This is a genomic window from Acinetobacter sp. ANC 4218 (genome assembly GCF_002135245.1).
Lineage (GTDB): Bacteria > Pseudomonadota > Gammaproteobacteria > Pseudomonadales > Moraxellaceae > Acinetobacter.
Genome location: NZ_NEGD01000016.1, coordinates 28,320 through 45,698, shown reverse-complemented (window position 1 = coordinate 45,698; position 17,379 = coordinate 28,320). Strand labels below are relative to the sequence as shown.

Annotated in this window: 14 protein-coding genes and 1 pseudogene; 11 read left to right on the top strand and 4 right to left on the bottom strand. The window is 43.3% G+C overall.

The window, feature by feature from the left end; all coding sequences use genetic code 11:
• Positions 1–203: 203 nt before the first annotated feature.
• From B9T38_RS14530 to B9T38_RS14490, 10 genes and pseudogenes are all read left to right on the top strand, one after another.
• Positions 204–2,273: a putative bifunctional diguanylate cyclase/phosphodiesterase gene (locus B9T38_RS14530; protein WP_086197483.1), complete on the top strand. Its 2,070-nt coding sequence runs from the start codon at positions 204–206 to the stop codon at positions 2,271–2,273.
• A gap of 124 nt (positions 2,274–2,397) precedes the next feature.
• Positions 2,398–2,463, top strand: a pseudogene (locus B9T38_RS17245) (hypothetical protein); the annotation flags it as partial.
• A gap of 574 nt (positions 2,464–3,037) precedes the next feature.
• Positions 3,038–6,823: an autotransporter outer membrane beta-barrel domain-containing protein gene (locus B9T38_RS14525; RefSeq protein WP_086197482.1), complete on the top strand. Its 3,786-nt coding sequence runs from the start codon at positions 3,038–3,040 to the stop codon at positions 6,821–6,823.
• 74 nt (positions 6,824–6,897) lie between these two features.
• A complete protein-coding gene (locus B9T38_RS14520; RefSeq protein ID WP_086197481.1) occupies positions 6,898–7,440 on the top strand; it encodes an OmpA family protein in 543 nt (180 codons plus the stop codon).
• Between the two features lie 350 nt (positions 7,441–7,790).
• On the top strand, positions 7,791–9,380 hold the full coding sequence (locus B9T38_RS14515) for a peptide chain release factor 3 (protein ID WP_086197480.1): 1,590 nt from the start codon (positions 7,791–7,793) through the stop codon (positions 9,378–9,380).
• 155 nt (positions 9,381–9,535) lie between these two features.
• Positions 9,536–10,360, top strand: a complete 825-nt coding sequence (locus B9T38_RS14510; protein WP_086197479.1) for a hypothetical protein — start codon at positions 9,536–9,538, stop codon at positions 10,358–10,360.
• A 67-nt stretch (positions 10,361–10,427) separates the two neighbouring features.
• On the top strand, positions 10,428–11,423 hold the full coding sequence (locus B9T38_RS14505) for an RsiV family protein (RefSeq protein WP_086197478.1): 996 nt from the start codon (positions 10,428–10,430) through the stop codon (positions 11,421–11,423).
• A complete protein-coding gene (locus tag B9T38_RS14500; RefSeq protein ID WP_086197477.1) occupies positions 11,423–12,244 on the top strand; it encodes a TatD family hydrolase in 822 nt (273 codons plus the stop codon). Before B9T38_RS14505 ends, B9T38_RS14500 begins: the two co-directional genes overlap by 1 nt.
• A gap of 174 nt (positions 12,245–12,418) precedes the next feature.
• Positions 12,419–13,153, top strand: a complete 735-nt coding sequence (locus B9T38_RS14495; RefSeq protein ID WP_086197476.1) for a Bax inhibitor-1/YccA family protein — start codon at positions 12,419–12,421, stop codon at positions 13,151–13,153.
• 173 nt (positions 13,154–13,326) lie between these two features.
• Positions 13,327–14,133: an enoyl-ACP reductase FabI gene (locus B9T38_RS14490; protein WP_086197475.1), complete on the top strand. Its 807-nt coding sequence runs from the start codon at positions 13,327–13,329 to the stop codon at positions 14,131–14,133.
• 166 nt (positions 14,134–14,299) lie between these two features.
• On the opposite strand, the gene secB is transcribed toward B9T38_RS14490, so the two are convergent.
• From secB to rsgA, 4 genes are all read right to left on the bottom strand, one after another.
• Positions 14,300–14,755, bottom strand: coding sequence for a protein-export chaperone SecB (gene secB, locus B9T38_RS14485; protein WP_086197474.1), 456 nt, complete (start codon positions 14,753–14,755; stop codon positions 14,300–14,302).
• Between the two features lie 39 nt (positions 14,756–14,794).
• Positions 14,795–15,049 carry a glutaredoxin 3 gene (gene grxC, locus B9T38_RS14480; protein ID WP_086197473.1) on the bottom strand — a complete coding sequence of 85 codons (255 nt, stop codon included), beginning with the start codon at positions 15,047–15,049 and terminating at the stop codon, positions 14,795–14,797.
• 18 nt (positions 15,050–15,067) lie between these two features.
• Positions 15,068–15,475 carry a rhodanese-like domain-containing protein gene (locus B9T38_RS14475; RefSeq protein ID WP_086197472.1) on the bottom strand — a complete coding sequence of 136 codons (408 nt, stop codon included), beginning with the start codon at positions 15,473–15,475 and terminating at the stop codon, positions 15,068–15,070.
• A gap of 93 nt (positions 15,476–15,568) precedes the next feature.
• A complete protein-coding gene (rsgA, locus tag B9T38_RS14470) occupies positions 15,569–16,627 on the bottom strand; it encodes a small ribosomal subunit biogenesis GTPase RsgA (RefSeq protein WP_086197471.1) in 1,059 nt (352 codons plus the stop codon).
• A gap of 125 nt (positions 16,628–16,752) precedes the next feature.
• On the opposite strand from rsgA, the gene orn reads away from it, so the two are divergent.
• Positions 16,753–17,307, top strand: a complete 555-nt coding sequence (orn, locus tag B9T38_RS14465; protein WP_086197470.1) for an oligoribonuclease — start codon at positions 16,753–16,755, stop codon at positions 17,305–17,307.
• Positions 17,308–17,379 lie beyond the last annotated feature (72 nt).

Genomic DNA, 17,379 nt, shown 5'->3' with positions numbered 1-17,379 from the left:
CTATGTTTCTATTGTAAAATGAATACATTAGAAATAAAAAAGAATAGAGCAATTATCACTTGACCAAAATGGAATAGTATTAGATTCTTGTTTTAATTGATTGTTTTTATAACCACTCTTTAAAGATAAAAATTTTCTTGCTTGTATGAAAAGTATCAATCACGTGGATTAAAACAAGAAAGATACCTTATACGGAACTGAATATGGTTCATATACATTATGATTTTAGTCTGGTGATTGCTTCGATAGTTGTTACTATTTTGGTCTGTTATTTTACTGTTTCATTCGAACAATTATTATTCCGTGGCCTGCGTCAGAAATATGAAAAAATGCTTCTCATCATCAGTGGTCTGATGCTTGGAGCTGCAATTTGGTGTATGCACTTTGCTGGTGTGCTCGCTTGTCATTTACCAGCAGATTACTCTTTTGATTATAGTCTTACTTTTGTTTCCTATATTATTGCGTTCATTGCATCTACTTTTGCCATTTGGTTGACTACACGAGAAACCTTACCCTTTGGCCGGCTTGTTTTAGGTGCGGTACTGATGGGAATAGGTAGTGCCGGAATGCACTATACTGGCATGATGGCGCTGATCATCAATCAGCATCGGATTTATTATGATCCTTTGCTGACAATTTTTTCTGTTTTAATTGCAATTGCAGGTTCAGGTTTAACGTTCTGGCTTATTTTTAAATATAAAAATGCAGTACAGCAAAAGCTGATGATCAAGATTTTTCTGGTATTGATGATGGCGCTAACCATTGTCGCGATGCACTATGTCGGTATGTGGGCAATCGCTTTTTATGAAGTTTCTGCAGATCAACAGATTGCACCTTATCAAACTGGCCAGGGATTAATTTTATTAAGTGTGATTTTAGTCACCAGTTTAATTTTTCTCGCTGCATTTTGTGTCGCTGTGCTGGAACAAAGACTGGAAATCCGAAATATACAGCTTTCTAAAGCCAATCGTGAACTGGCCAATCAGGCTGTGCAGGACAATTTAACTAAGTTGCCCAATCGTTTATTCCTGGCAGAATATTCACATTTTTTATTTACCGATCATCGTTACAGGGATGATAAAATTGCCTTTCTCTATATCGACTTAGATCGTTTTAAAGCGGTCAATGATGTATTTGGGCATCATATCGGTGATCAGTTGCTGGTGCAATTGGCGACCCGCATTCAGCAGAATCTGAAACCAAACGAAAAACTGCTTCGTCTAGGGGGAGATGAGTTTTTGATGGTGCTGGAACAGGCTACCCTCGAACATGCAGTTGAAAAGGCCGAGCAGTTATTGGAACAAATCCAGGACAGCTTTTTGATTGCCGGTAAAGAGATCAATATTTCCAGCAGCATTGGCATCGCCCTGTATCCCGATCATGGTAATAATTTGCAGGATCTACTGATTAATGCGGATGCAGCCATGTTGACGTCGAAATATCAAGGGAGAAATACCTATTCGCTGTTTAGTTACAGTGCTGATCAGCAGGAGACCAAAAGTCAGACCAAGCTGATTAATGATTTATATAAAGCAGTTGAAGAACAACAATTTGTTCTGTTTTATCAGCCCAAATTTACCACTGGGGATTATGCCATTTGCGGCGTAGAAGCCCTGATCCGCTGGAATCATCCAAGCTTGGGAATGTTGACGCCAAACATGTTTATCGCGGGGGCTGAAAAAACCGGGCTGATTATTCAAATGGGCTATTGGGCACTCGAGCAAGCCTGTAAGCAAATTCAAATCTGGGAACAGACCGATTCCAACTATTTTCCAGTCGCAGTGAATTTATCCGCCGTACAATTTGAACATAAACATCTGTTTACAACACTAGAAAAATTATTTGCTCAATATCAGATTAATCCTAATCATTTAGCCATCGAAATTACAGAATCGACAGCTATGCATCACGTGGACTCTACCATTCGGAGTTTTGAGCGCTTACGTCAGATGGGAATTAAACTGGCGATTGATGATTTTGGAACCGGGCATTCCAGCTTTTTATATTTGAAGAACCTGCCTGTGGATGAGTTGAAGATAGACCGGGAATTTATCCGGGATCTGGCAGTCGGCTCAAAAGATGAAATCATTCTGGCAAGTATTATCCAGCTGGCCATAAAACTGGGTTTGGTGGTCACTGCAGAAGGGGTTGAAACACCTTTGCAGGCAGACATCCTGACCCGTTTAGGCTGTCAGCAATTGCAGGGTTTTCTGTTGGGAATGCCAATGGATGTGAACCGTCTGGAAACAATGGACAAGGCACTATTTACTTAAACTTGATGCGGGTTGAACAGGTTTAGTTTATTTCAAAAGTTTTATGATCTGTTGCAATATGGTCAATTTTTCATATTGATCGTATTTGATCTTGAGCACTCTGGTTCTGCAGTAAGTATTTTCCATAAGTTTTAAAGATGAGTTAGCGGCGCAGGTCGCTCAGCGACGTACATTTGCCATTATTTCCCACCTAGGGTGAATAATATCATTAAGTTTATTTGATAAATTCATAATCTGGCTGAAGAGTCGTTTGAAAATACACTTTATATTTCAACTATATTCAGCTGCTTTAGATTTGGTCTAGTTACAATGGAATAAAATGTCAGCATTACAAATATAAGATAAAAATAATAATGATTGCTTTTACCAGTTCCAATCATCTTTAAAGAGTTATTTTTTAATTAAGTTATTGATATAAATAAATATAATTATTTTTTATTCAATGGGCTTTTTTGTGCAACTTTAGTCGAAGATAATATATATGGTTGAAATTTATACATTTTATAAAAATTTAAAGTATTGTTTTCGATTTAGGTGGCTTAGATGATTTTGTCTAAAAATGATACAAAAAGCCATATTTGTGTTGTTGGAAAAGTTCTAAATTGTAAACATTATGAATAAAAAGTGAAGGAAACACTTTAGTAATCTTTAAATGTATTTTCACGAAATCATTAACTTTTAAATAAAACGTTTCAATTTAAGAAAAAAAGGATGCTGGTCAAAGGCATCTAATTTCCACCTCATTTTGTTGAGAGGACTAGATTATGAATAAGATTTATCGTTGTATATATAATGAAGCATTAGGTACATGGGTGGCTGTTAGTGAGCTAGCACAGGCAAAGGGCAAGCGCAGCCGGGGACGTTTAGCAAAAACCATTTTGGCGACCAGCCTTGCTGTGGCGGGAAGCGTAGGCAGCTCTGCAGCTTTTGCAGTTGATTTACCAGCAGCCAGTTATTCACAAATTATTGTAGATGGAAGTGATGCGAGCGTTACTCTGACTTCTGCAACAACGCCTGTTGTTGTAGGACCGATTGATGCTGAAATTGGATCTTATCCTGAAACTTTGCCAGATCCTCAGCCAGATTCAACCATTGTCGTGGCCAATGGTGCACAGTTTAATTATTCATCGCTGGAAGCTACCAATAACTATGCATCAACTGCTTTCAATTTATTGGGAGATGGAAGCGGTACATTAACGCAAGCACAGCAGGCCTATTTGGATAAGAATGCCACCGATATGGCCAAGACCACCAAAGGCAAGCATGGTGAATTAGAGCTCGCCGCTGTTCCTGCCGGTGTTGTACAGATTATTGATCACGGTACTTTTGGAACTGTCGGGCAAGCTGCAGATGCAGGCAATACTTTAATTCATTTAGGTGCTGAAAGTAGTTTGACCGCTACAGGTACTGCACATGGTATTTATGCAGCCAACCAGACCGGTAATGTGAACGTAACCATTGCGGGAGATATTACTACTCCAGATCGTGTGTTTGGTGCCACGTATACCGGAAATGTATTAGGCCCTGCTGTGGATGGAAACGGCAATCCTATCTATGTTCAGCAAACCGATGGAAATGGTGAATTGGTTTTTGATGAGTTCAATAATCCTGTCTATGTCCAGTTAATTGAACACGACAAACCTGTATTTGATGAAAATGGTGATCCTGTTTATCTTCAGGTCATGGAGTCTACCGGGGATACCCGCGAAGTAGCTGTAGTGACTGCCGGTGGTGGTCATGGTGTTTATGTCGATACTCTATCACCAACAGGAATTTATCCTGAAACGCCACAAGCCATTTCTATCACACAGCTGTCTACGAGTACCATTGCGGCTGGCGGTGCTGGAATTAAGGGAGTTGCAGGTGGCTTGGGCACAGTGAGTATTAGTCAGGATGCGGGTGCAGTTATTGGTGCTGGTGATGGTGGTATCGCTGCAGAAGGTGAAGCCGGTGATGTCACTGTAGCGATGGCTGGCACGATTAATTCTGGCGGTAACGGTATTCATGCACATGCGGGCGCAGGCGATGTAACAGTGAATCTGGCTTCAACTGCGCAAATTGTTGCTGGTGAAAGTGGTATCCATGCTCATACCAGTAATTTTAAGGGTGAAGAAGGTAAAAACTCTGGAAATAAAAGTGTTGTAACTGTCGCGACCGCTGATGGTAGCTCGATTCAAGCTGCTGAATCCGGCATTCATGCCCATTCCGGTGGTGGTAACGTGATTGTCAATAATGCTGCTGATATTGTGGCTGCAACGCTTGAGCCTATCAATAATGAAGTGGTTTATGCCAATAGTTCAACCGCCATGCAGGATATTAGCAATGGTGGACGTGCGATTCATGCCCATTCTGGCGGTGGAACCGTTACAGTAAATTCTTCAGGTGATTTGTTGGCCTATGAAGATGGAATCTATGCTCACTCAGGTGGTCATAATGATGATGGCACCGAGTTTGTGAATGCCAACAAAATTGTCGTCAATACATCTGGAAATATAATCAGTGCGATCGGTAATGGTATTCGCGTCAATACCGCGGGTGCTGCTGAAATTACCAATACTGCAAATATTACGGCTGCTTTTAGAGATTATGTCCCAGTTGAAGGTGATTTACCTTTCCCTAACGAACCAGAAAATCCTGCGAATTGGGAGTTGGCAGATATGTACGCCATTTTAGGTGGCGCTGGTGACGAAACGGTTAATCAGCAAGGTGGTACGCTAATCGGTGGTATTAATCTGAAAGCAGGTGACGATACGCTGATTGCAACTGGCGGCAAAATAGTCGGTGATATCTGGATGGAAGCAGGTTCAGATACCCTGAGCCTGAAAGCAGGAACTGATGTTTCAGAACTTAGCTATCTGGACGGCGGTTCGCAAGCGGATACCTTAAATATTGGTGTCGATTTGACGGGTTTTTCAGCCGAAGAGCCAGCCGAAGTGACTTATCCTGATAAGCCTATCTTGCCAGGTGCAGCGGGTAATGTCGCACTGGTAGGCTGGGAAACCGTTAATGTGCAGGATGGTGCAGTCTTTAGCCTGAGCGGTGATCTTAATTTATCAGGTGATTCTGAGCCTGTGCCAACAATCATGATGCTCGCGCCAACTACAACAGGTACATTGAATATCGAAGAGGGTAGTACGCTCGCGTTGGCACCAGGAACCCTTGCATCGACAGTAACTGCGAATGTGAACAATTTTGGTACTATCGACTTGCATCGTGGTGATGCAGCACCTGTCAACACGTTAACCGTTGAAGGGAATTATGCTGCTGGTTCAGATTTAATTGTGGATGTGAATCTGGCTACAGGTGCATCAGACCAACTTGTGATTAATGGGACTGCAACAGGGAATACCCATGTGACCGCGATTAACGGTTTAGGCGATGTCACTGCGGCAGATCAGATCACTCAACTTCCGACGGTCATTGTTACAGATCCAACAGGTGGTGGTACATTTACTGGAATGGCAGGAACGTCAAATGCCGGTGAAGGTCAACTAATATCAAATGAACTAGGGACGGAATATAGCTGGACGCTGAATGCCTTGAACGCTGAAGGCACACCAATCTATAAAGCGGAAGTATCGGGCTATACCCAAATGCCATATGCTAACACCTTGCTGGGCTATGACATGCTGGGTACCTTGCATGATCGTGTCGGTGAGCAGCAGACTTGGGCTTGGGACAAGTGTGGTGAATGCCAGGAAACTCAGGGCAACCAGGTATGGGCACGAGTACGTGGCGGCAATACCGAGTTAACGGGTGATAACCGTCTGGATATGGAAATGGATAACTTCGTAGCGCAACTGGGCTATGATTTTTCAGTCAACTACAATCCGGACAATGGTTCACGTCGTCATACTGGTTTCATGCTGGGCTATGGCCAAAGCAAGATTGACTTCTTTGACCAATACCGCGCCGAAAATGCACAGATCGTTGCAGATAAATTTACTGGTGAAGGCACTACCGATGCAGCAAGTGTAGGATTGTACTCGACTTATTACGACAAAAATGGCAGCTATCTGGATTTAGTTGGTCAAGTGTCTTATTTGCAAAACGAATATAAAGCTCGTGATGGTCATAATGCTGATCAGGACGGTTGGGGTGCTGGCTTATCCGCTGAGGTGGGTCGTCCGTACAAATTGGGCAACAGCCACTGGCTGATTGAACCGCAGGCTCAATTGTCTTATCAGTTTGTTAGCCTGGAAGACTTCAATGATGGCAGTGCACATGTAGATCAGGATGATCAACACAGCCTGAGAGGCCGTATCGGTACTCGTTTGGCGTATAATGCACCGACTGCAGACTACCGTACCAAAACTTTCTATGCAGTTGCCAATGTACTGAGCGACTTTATTGAACCGACCGATGTCAATATTGGCCGTGACAAGTTGAATGAAGACTATAGCCGTACTTGGGGTGAGGTTGGTTTAGGGATGCAGTTGCCGATTGCCACATCTGCCTATGTTTATGCAGATGCACGCTATCAGCAAGAGCTGTCTGGTGAAGACCGTAATGGTTACACCGGCACGATTGGTCTGAAACACAGCTGGTAATTCAGAAGCAGGTTATTCCCGGTAGATGCCATGCCGGGGATGATCATTCAAGCATGAAATAGAAGGAAATCGTGATGAAACAAAAACTGATAATGACATGTGTGGCTTCAGCTTTGCTTAGTTTGACAGCGTGTGCCAGCTTGCAGAATGTTGATAATAAATGGTGTCCACCGGTAGAAGCGGCTCCTGCACCAGTTGTGGTTCCACCAGCACCTGTACAGATGGAGCGTGTGGAACTGTCTGCGGATGCCCTATTTAAGTTCGACCGTTCCACTGTTGCGGATCTGTTACCTGAAGGACGCCGTCAGCTGGATGAACTGGCGAGCCGCATCAGTAATGGTTATGTACGGATTGAACAGATTCGTATTACCGGCCATACTGACCGTCTTGGTTCGGAAAGCTACAACCAGCGTCTGGGCCTGGCCCGGGCAACCACGGTCAAGGATTATCTGATGAGCCAAGGTGTGAATGTGGCGATGGAAGTGGCAAGTGCCGGTGAAAGTCAGCCTAAAACCACCAGTTGTGTGGGCAATAAGGCAACTGCAACACTGATTGCCTGTTTGCAGCCGGATCGCCGGGTAGAAGTTGATGTCACTGGTGTGAAGAAAGCAGAATAGTTTAAGTGTTAATTGGGCCCGGGTGAAATCATCCGGGCTTTTGTTTATCTACAGCTTTTATTGTTGTGTAGAATCATTCCCTCATGCTGATGATGTTCATGTATGAACAGCAGTTTTATTCCTACAGCAATTTTTCTTAATTTTCACTGAATAGATCGCTAGGGGATAGAATGATGCCATCTAGAGATATGAACCGTCTATCAGTGGTGATCAAAGTGCTTTAATCACAACAGCCCGATACAATAACTATAAATCTGCTACAATTGCGCCAATTTTAAGTTATCACTTCACTGGCTTGATACACATTGATACGTGTGTACAAAACGGTGTACATATTGAAGATTTTCCCTATGTTTAAAGAGCAACTCGCTAGAGAAGTCGCGACTCGCAGGACGTTCGCCATTATTTCCCACCCCGATGCCGGTAAAACCACCATGACAGAAAAGCTGCTGTTATGGGGTCAGGCGATTCAGGTTGCAGGGATGGTGAAAAGCCGTAAATCGGACCGTGCCGCCACCTCTGACTGGATGGAAATGGAAAAAGAGCGTGGGATTTCGATTACCACCTCGGTGATGCAGTTCCCGTTCAAAGACAAGATGATCAACCTGCTGGACACTCCGGGACACGAAGACTTTTCGGAAGATACCTACCGTACCTTGACCGCGGTCGACTCAGCACTGATGGTGATTGATGGCGCAAAAGGGGTCGAGGAACGGACCATTAAATTGATGGAGGTGTGTCGTATGCGTGATACACCGATCATCTCTTTCGTCAACAAAATGGACCGTGAAATCCGTGAGCCTTTAGAGCTGCTGGATGAAATTGAAAACGTCCTGAAAATCAAATGTGTGCCATTAACCTGGCCACTCGGTACCGGCCGTGATTTTGCCGGTGTTTATAATCTTCTGGAAGAAAAATTCTACGTTTATAAAGCCGGTTTTGGTTCCGTGATTACCGACATTGAAGTGCGTGATGGTTATGATCATGCTGATCTGCGTGAAAAAGTCGGTGAACTGGCTTGGGCTGCATTTGAAGAATCACTGGAACTGGTGCAAATGGCCAATGAGCCGCTGGACCATGAAGCATTCCTGGCAGGCCGTCAAACACCTGTTTTATTTGGTACGGCGCTGGGTAACTTTGGTGTGGATCATGTACTGGAGGCTTTCAGTAACTATGCACCTGAACCTAAAGCCCATCCGACCCAAGACCGTAAAGTAGACGCCACTGAAGAAGGTTTTACCGGTTTTGTCTTCAAGATTCAGGCCAATATGGATCCGAAACACCGTGACCGTATTGCTTTCATGCGAATCTGTTCAGGCAAGTACGAAAAAGGCATGAAAATGAAGCATGTACGTATTGATAAAGACGTGCGCATCAGTGATGCCTTGACTTTCCTGGCCGGTGACCGTCAGCACCTGGAAGAAGCTTGGCCGGGCGATATTATTGGTTTACACAACCACGGCACCATCCAGATTGGCGACACCTTTACTTCAGGGGAAAAACTGCAGTTTACTGGTATTCCACACTTTGCTCCGGAAATGTTCCGCCGTGTGCGTCTGAAAGACCCATTGAAGTCGAAACAGCTGCAAAAAGGTCTGAAAGAGCTTTCAGAAGAAGGTGCAACCCAGGTGTTCATGCCGCAAAACAGCAATGACCTGATTGTGGGTGCAGTCGGTGTGCTGCAGTTTGAAGTGGTCGCGTACCGTCTGAAAGAAGAGTATAAAGTGGACTGTGTCTATGAGCCGGTCAGCATCAATACCGTTCGTTGGGTATCTTGTGAAGATGAGAAGAAATTCAACGAATTCAAGAAAAAAGCCCATGATCAGTTGTCAGTGGATGGGGGTGGTCACTTGACTTATCTTGCTCCAAGCCGGGTGAATTTGCAGCTGATGCAGGAGCGTTATCCGGATATCGTGTTCCGTAATACCCGTGAACACTAAGACAACCAATAAAACAGCTTCTTTATGAAGCTGTTTTTTTAGGGAGTTGATGACATTTCATCAATATGTATCGTCGCAAACATAGATGAAGTGTCAACAGACCCTGTGTAAAATTATTAAGATAAATGAATTGCTTTAGAAAAAGAGTGGTCAGCATGAACGGAAAACTCGGGGCTACATCCGTAATCATCATGGGGCTGATGCTCAGTGCCTGTGATGCTTCAAAACAAGAATCCAAACAACCTGATCAGGAACAGTCGCCAGCTTCAGTCTTTAAAACCGAAAAGGCAGATGTCTTACCCTATTTAAACATTCAGGAACAGCCGGCAAAAATTGCCCTGCCTTTTTGTGAAACCAAGAACTGTATTGACCTGAGTATTCAAACGGTACATACCGAAGATGCCTGGTTAAATGACTGGATTGCCAAGAGCCAGGCCAAGGTTATTCAAGATCAAATTGGTTTAAAACAGGACATGAGCCTGCAGCAGGCCGTAAATGCCTATGTGAAAAAGTCGGATGCCTGGCAGGCAAAATTTGCCAAAAATAAGCCCTATGAACTATCAATGTATACCCGAGTTGCCTATCAGCGGAACCAGTATGTGCTGATGCAATTAGGCGTTGACACGATGCAAGAAGAAGTAAAAGTAAAAGAGCGATATTACTTCTTTGTGGCTGACCGTAAAAAACAGAAAACGGTGACGTTGCTGGATATTCTGGAACCTCAGCAGCAAACCGCCATGAATAGCATTGTGCAGCAGGCTTATCAAAAATGGTTAAAGCAACAAAAGGCTGAAGTCAGACAGAAAGCGCCAAAGAAACTGTATTGGGGACAGGCAGACTGGTTCTTTGATCAGGAAGGGATCGGTTTGCATTATCGCACCCATGAAATTGTTAAAGATGGTGCCCAGCTGGATATTTATTTAACCAAAGAACAAACCAGGCAGATATTGAAAGCTGACGCTTATCAGCATATGTTTTAGTCATCGGTAATCAATTCAGATATTGAGTGGACGTCCATTTACCAGATTTAAGTTTATAGGTCAGATGATGCTAAAAAATAAAACGATCTTTACTCTCAGTGTTGTTGCGGCGGCAATTGCCTTGAGTGCATGCCAACCTAAACAGCCTGAGCCTAAAAAAGAGGACAAAGTAGCCCAATCGCAAGCTGCTCAAGCCGAAGCTTTAACATTGGCAGGTGACACGGAAAAGCTGACTTTAAATTTGCCTGAATGTGATGGGAATAGTTGTCCTGAAATAAATGTCGAGCGTCTTTCCAGTAACCAGGCATTTATTGATGAATTTATTGATCAACAAGTTTTAAAGCAGCTGGATCAAATTTTAGATATTTCGCCGAAATTGTTGAAGACAGAGCAGCAGGCGACTACAGCAAGCGGAAATTCGAAAGATTTAAACCCAGCTCAGGCATCTGAAGCTGCTGCATCGGAAACTGTTGAAACACCGAAACAGAAACTGGAAAAACAGGTGGCGCCTTATCTGCAGACCTTTTTATCGCTGGATAAAGAACTGAAAGCGTTAAGTGCCAATCATCAGATCAGCCTGATGATTAAACCGAAGATTCTCAATGCAGGCCAACCTTTGGCAACAGTGGTGTTAAATTCCAGCAGTTATCTGGGTGGCGCACATGGTTCATCCTCACAGTATTATTATAACTTTGATTTGAAAAAGAAAAAATTGGTCGAATTGGATGATATTCTGGCGCCCAAGCAGAAAGCTGTACTGGAACAGAAAGCCCATGAAGAGTTTAAACGTTGGGTTATTGATTCCAAGTTGGCAAATAGCGTTGAAGAATATGAACAGGCGTGGAAATTTACTTTATCGGACAATTTTTACCTATCCACTCAAGGTCTGATTTTGCAATATGGCGAATATGAAATTGGGCCTTATGTGGTGGGATTGCCACGTTTGACCATTCCTTATGAGCAGTTGCAAACCGTACTGAAGAAAGAGTACTTGCCTCAGGCTGAAGTCAAAAATGATGCTGCATCGGCAAGTACACCTATTGCAAATAAAGCCCGTTCTTAATGTCTTATTCACTGTTTGATACCCATACCCATTTTGATGTTCCCGATTTCGATGCCGATCGGGAGCAACTGGCGCATGCGGCCAAAGCAGTTGGAGTAGAACGCTTGATTTTGATTGGTTTTGTTCAGTCGCGTTTTCAGGATCTGCTCTACATTCAGCATTTTCTCAATCAATTAAAAGATGCTCCTCAAAGTTATTTAGCACCGGGATTGCATCCTGTTTATATTGAACAGCATCAAAATGCACATTTGGCCGATTTAGAATCATTGTTGAAAAATGAAGATTGTGTTGCAGTGGGTGAAATTGGCCTGGATACCTTTTTGGCACAGCACAAGCAGCCAGACATGTTTCAGAAACAAAAAGATTTTTTTGCTGCACAACTGGAATTGGCGCAACAGTTTAATAAGCCGGTGTTATTGCATATCCGCAAATCACATGCAGAAACACTGGCGATATTAAAACAGCAGCAATTTAGCTTGGGGGGAATTGCCCATGCCTTTAGTGGCGGCATAGAAGAAGCCAAGGCCTTTATTCAACTGGGCTTTAAAATTGGCATCACTGGGCAAATTACCAATCGCAATGCCAAAAAACTGCATCGCGTGGTTCAGGCGATTGGTGCTGAACATCTGGTTCTGGAAACCGATTGTCCGGATATGACACCCTTATGCTGTCAAAGTTCCACTGAATATCGAACCCGCAATACGCCAGTCAATTTACCTTATGTTCTGGATGGATTGGCACAATCGCTGAACCTGGACCAGGCTTTTCTTGCCGCACAACTCTGGCAAAACTCCCTGGATGCTTTAAAGTTGGCATCTTGAAAAACATTGTAAAATCATATTTTATCCATCAATATGGGTTTTTAGGGTATGTTGTGCCATGAATCAGCTTGCTTGTCTGAGCGATATTTTATGCAAAGTTGCAAAGATTCATTTTCTGTTCTTAAATGCGTTTTATACTAATTCAAAAATCTAAATGACAATAATGAGGGAATTATGCAAAGTAATAATCCTATTTTAACCCGGGTCGAAACCCAGAGTGATTTTAACCATGCCATGACGGTGCAAGGTGCCATTCAAAAGTCGGTGATATTGACAGTCATTGCTGCTGTAGTCGGTGTATCACTCTTTTTATATAGCTTTCTGACCCTAAATATATCGATGGCTTATGCTGCTGCAATGGTGGGAGCAATTGGTGGATTTATTCTGGCACTCATCGTCACATTCAAGCCGAATACCGCCCCCACATTAGCCATTCCTTATGCACTGTTTGAAGGGGCATTTTTAGGGGGAATTTCGGTTGTATTTCAGCTAAAATTTCCAAGTGTACCGTTACAAGCCTTGCTGGCAACCTTTGTTACCACACTGGTCATGTTTGGGTTATACCGCTTCCAGATTATTCGTGCCACAGAAAAATTTAAAGCTGTAGTGATGTCTGCTTCGATTGCCATTGCCATTGTATTTGTGGTGCAAATGGTCATGGGGCTGGCTTTTGGTTCCAGTATTCCCTATATTTTTGAAAGCAACTGGCTGGGGATTGGCTTTGCTGCATTTGTCGCGGTCATTGCTTCTTTAAACCTGATACTCGATTTTGACCTGATCGAATCATCTGCTGCACAGTATGCGCCAAAAGCGATGGAATGGTTGTGTGGTATTGCCTTATTGGCGACCTTGGTCTGGATGTATTATTCCTTCCTGCGCTTGCTGGGATTGCTATCAGGGGATGATTAATCCTTTTAACCATGACAGTTCGCTAAATACCAGTTCAATCCCAAAATGCTCCCCAATGGTGGAGCATTTTTTTTTGATTTTTACACAACATGTTAAAAAAAGGCGCATTATGCAATTTCGCAAATGCTTCAGACTTGGCATTATGCTGCTAAATTATTTTGAGTGAGATTCACATGGCACAAGGACTATTGGCGGGTAAGCGTTTTCTCATCGCGGGTATTGCAAGTAAATTATCCATTGCATTTGGTATTGCTCAAGCCTTGCATCGTGAAGGTGCTGAACTGGCATTTACCTATCCGAATGAAAAATTAAAAAAACGTGTTGATGAGTTTGCTGCACAATTCGGTTCAACACTGGTTTTCCCTTGTGACGTGGCGGTAGATGCTGAAATTGACCAGGCTTTTGCAGAATTGGCAAAACATTGGGATGGTCTGGATGGTGTGGTTCATTCAATCGGTTTTGCACCAGCACATACTTTAGATGGTGACTTTACCGATGTTACCGACCGTGAAGGTTTTAACATTGCCCACGACATCAGTGCATACAGTTTTATTGCCATGGCACGTGCTGCAAAACCTTTATTAAAAGTTCGCCAAGGCTGCTTGCTGACTTTGACTTATCAGGGTTCTGAACGTGTAATGCCAAATTACAACGTTATGGGTATGGCGAAGGCATCATTGGAAGCGGGTGTACGTTATTTGGCATCAAGCCTTGGCGCAGAAGGCATTCGCGTAAATGCCATTTCAGCAGGTCCAATCCGTACTCTTGCAGCTTCAGGTATCAAGTCTTTCCGTAAAATGCTCGACCTGAATGAAAAAGTTGCGCCACTGAAACGTAATGTGACCATTGAAGATGTCGGTAATGCGGCATTGTTCCTGTGCTCACCTTGGGCCAATGGTATTACTGGCGAAATTATGTATGTTGATGCCGGCTTTAATACTGTGGGTATGAGCGCTGATTTAATGATGGATGGTGAATAAAAAACTCCCTCCTTTTTTAAAGGAGGGTTGGGGAGGATTAAATTTATGGAAATTATAATCTAGATTTTTTAATCCCTCCCAGCCTCCCTTTATTAAAGGGAGGAGAAAAAGAAAGCCAATAAAAAAGACCGCAAATGCGGTCTTTTTTACATTGCAGGTTAAGCGATTAAGCTTGGCCTTCAGCAGCGGCTGCTTGCGCACGTTGCATATTTGCTTCGAATTCAGCATCGAAGTTAATTGGTGTAAGCAGCAATTGCGGGAAGCTTCCTTTGGTGACCATGTCATTGACTACTTCGCGTAAGAACGGGAACAGGATATTTGGACAATAAGCACCCAGAATATATGGCAGGCGTTCTTCTTCAACACCGTCAATCAGGAAAATACCGGCTTGCGTTACATCCACGATAAATGCAGTATCACCTGCATTGTTCGCTTGAACCACGACTTGTAATGACACTTCGTAATGCGTCGCATCAATTTTTTCTGCAGAAGAAGACAGGTTGATATTTAATTCAGGCTGCCATTCTTTAGTAAATACTTGCGCCCCAGGTACTTCAAAAGAAATATCTTTAGTGTAAATACGTTCTAGTGCTAATTGTGGTTGAGCTTGTTGTTCACTCATTCTTTAATCCTTAATATGAAGAGCTGACTTAATATAGGGTTAAGCCAATAGTTCGTTTAGTTTTCCTTCACGCTCTAAAGCATAAAGTTGATCAAAACCACCAATAAACTGGTCGTTAATAAAAATTTGTGGAACAGTACGGTGATTGGTGCGTTGCATCAGTTCCACACGTACTTCAGGCGCTTCGTTAGATAAGTTAATTTCTTTATAAGCCACGCCTTTACGCTCAAGAAGTTGTTTTGCGCGAATGCAATATGGGCATACGGTGGTGGAATAAATAATTACTTCAGCCATTCAAAATCTCCAAGCGTATTATTTGCTTTTAATCAGGGGTAAGCCTTGAACTTTCCAGTTGTTGATCCCACCATCCAGACGGTAGCTGTCGGCATGACCTACTTGCTGTAAAGCGGTACCTGCGATTTGACCCAGGTTACAAATAAACACCAGTGGTCGATCGGCAGATTTTAACTCTTCAATATGACTGGTAATCTGGCTATATGGAATATTACGGCTACCGCTGATATGACCTTCACGGAAATCTTTGGCATCACGTAAATCAATCAACATGGCATTTTTAGCTTTGACTAAAATACCTAAAGATTGTGGTGAAATTTTACGGCCATTGCGTTGTCCTTCTAAAATAAAGAACAAAACAACCAACACCCCGAGTGTTCCAAACAAGAAGGGGTGATTCCCCATAAATTCGAACCAACGTTCCACAAGTCACCTAATTACAATTCAAAATTGCGTAGAGTATAGCCTATAAATATGGCGATCAAAATCACCGCTTCAAGGGCTAAGGGTTAAGAAAAATTAATTTTTTTGCTGCGCTTCAGTAATTTCATCGATTAAACGCAAATAACTGTCTAAACGGCGTTGCAAGATTTCACCAGATTCCACAGCCTGACGTAAAGCACATTGCTTTTCATGCTTATGGGTACAGTTACGGAACTGGCAATGTCCCAGCAGGTTTTCAATTTCAGGAAAGCCATGCTGCACTTTGGCCAGGTCCAGATGCCATAAACCAAATTCACGGATTCCCGGAGAGTCAATCAGTGCAGCGCCTTCACCAAAGGTAATTAAACGGGTAGAGGTGGTGGTATGCTGACCCAGCGCCGAGTTTTCCGAAATGATATTGGTTTTTTGCGCCGCTTCAGGAACCATAGCATTAATCAGCGAGCTTTTGCCCACACCAGACTGACCGACAAAAGCGACCGTTTCACCGGCCAGGCGTTTTGCCAGTTCAGTTAAATCGCCATCAGATTGAGTTTGCATCACTTCATAACCCAAGGCTTGATATTCTTTGACCAAGTCTAAAATCGGGTCATTTTCCTGAAGTAAATCAGCTTTATTCAACACTAAGAGAGCAGGAATTTCAGCATCGGCACAGGCCACCAGATAGCGGTCAATCAAGCTGGGTGCAACTTCCGGGAAAGAGGCAAACACAATCACAATCAGGCTGACATTGGCTGCGACCGGTTTGACCTTGTGATAGCGGTCAGGACGGGTCAGCAAGGATTGGCGGGGGTGAATGGCGGTAATAATGCCCAGACCGGTATTCGGATCGGCCTGCCATTTGACCCGGTCACCTGTGACTAGCGCTTCCAGATTGGTCCGGGTATGACAACGCCATACACTGCCGACTTCAATCGGCTTCCAAAAAGGGTCTGGTTCACCTGCTTTCACATCAGGTTTAGTTGGATGCTTTTCGGGCGCTGAGAGGGCTTGCACTTCAAGTTGACGACCATAGTGCTGAACCACCAGGCCTTCTAAATCATTTGAAGTGTCGAGTTCTTCTTGACGTGTTTGATGTTGTTTCTGAATGCGACGTTGCTGCTGTTCAGTTAAACGACGTTTACGAATTAAAGCCATTCATATCCTAAAAAAAGCATGGACTAAGAATGGCAAAAATAGCATGAAGCGGGGTAGGAGTTACAGCCAAGTTGCAATAAATTTGCTACTATAGCGGTTTTTAAGCCCAATAAGATTGCACATTTATGAGCAGCACCCCTGATACCCGCCTGATTTGGATTGACCTTGAAATGACAGGTCTGGATACGGATAACGACCAAATTATTGAAGTTGCAACAATTGTGACTGACGATAACCTGAATATTCTGGCGGAAGGTCCAGTGCTGGCTGTGCATCAGTCGGATCGCGTGCTAAATGCGATGGATGAGTGGAATACGCGTCAACATGGACAATCCGGTCTGATCGAACGGGTACGCCGCAGTAAATTGACTGCACAAGATGCCGAACAGCAAACCCTGGAATTCCTGAAAAAATGGGTCAATCCAAAATCATCCCCGATGTGCGGTAACTCGATTTGTCAGGATCGCCGTTTCTTGCACCGTTTAATGCCGGAAATGGAACAGTACTTCCATTACCGTAATCTGGATGTATCTTCAGTGAAAGAGCTGGCAAAACGCTGGCGCCCGGAAATTATGAGTGGCTTGAAAAAGAATGCCTCACATTTAGCGATGGATGACATCCGTGATTCGATTGCCGAACTGAAATATTATCGTGAATATTTTTTTATCATGAATAAATAAAAGCAGTATTGATAGATGAATAGAAAAGGGGCGAAAGCCTCTTTTTTTATGTCTGCTACAGTTATTGAATGA

Excerpts from the sequence above, each read along its gene's own strand:
- B9T38_RS14530 (WP_086197483.1), top strand. The coding sequence starts at position 204 with ATGGTTCATATACATTATGATTTTAGTCTGGTGATTGCTTCGATAGTT.
- B9T38_RS14525 (WP_086197482.1), top strand. The coding sequence starts at position 3,038 with ATGAATAAGATTTATCGTTGTATATATAATGAAGCATTAGGTACATGG.
- B9T38_RS14520 (WP_086197481.1), top strand. The coding sequence starts at position 6,898 with ATGAAACAAAAACTGATAATGACATGTGTGGCTTCAGCTTTGCTTAGT.
- B9T38_RS14515 (WP_086197480.1), top strand. The coding sequence starts at position 7,791 with ATGTTTAAAGAGCAACTCGCTAGAGAAGTCGCGACTCGCAGGACGTTC.
- B9T38_RS14510 (WP_086197479.1), top strand. The coding sequence starts at position 9,536 with ATGAACGGAAAACTCGGGGCTACATCCGTAATCATCATGGGGCTGATG.
- B9T38_RS14505 (WP_086197478.1), top strand. The coding sequence starts at position 10,428 with ATGCTAAAAAATAAAACGATCTTTACTCTCAGTGTTGTTGCGGCGGCA.
- B9T38_RS14500 (WP_086197477.1), top strand. The coding sequence starts at position 11,423 with ATGTCTTATTCACTGTTTGATACCCATACCCATTTTGATGTTCCCGAT.
- B9T38_RS14495 (WP_086197476.1), top strand. The coding sequence starts at position 12,419 with ATGCAAAGTAATAATCCTATTTTAACCCGGGTCGAAACCCAGAGTGAT.
- B9T38_RS14490 (WP_086197475.1), top strand. The coding sequence starts at position 13,327 with ATGGCACAAGGACTATTGGCGGGTAAGCGTTTTCTCATCGCGGGTATT.
- secB (WP_086197474.1), bottom strand. The coding sequence starts at position 14,755 with ATGAGTGAACAACAAGCTCAACCACAATTAGCACTAGAACGTATTTAC.
- grxC (WP_086197473.1), bottom strand. The coding sequence starts at position 15,049 with ATGGCTGAAGTAATTATTTATTCCACCACCGTATGCCCATATTGCATT.
- rsgA (WP_086197471.1), bottom strand. The coding sequence starts at position 16,627 with ATGGCTTTAATTCGTAAACGTCGTTTAACTGAACAGCAGCAACGTCGC.
- orn (WP_086197470.1), top strand. The coding sequence starts at position 16,753 with ATGAGCAGCACCCCTGATACCCGCCTGATTTGGATTGACCTTGAAATG.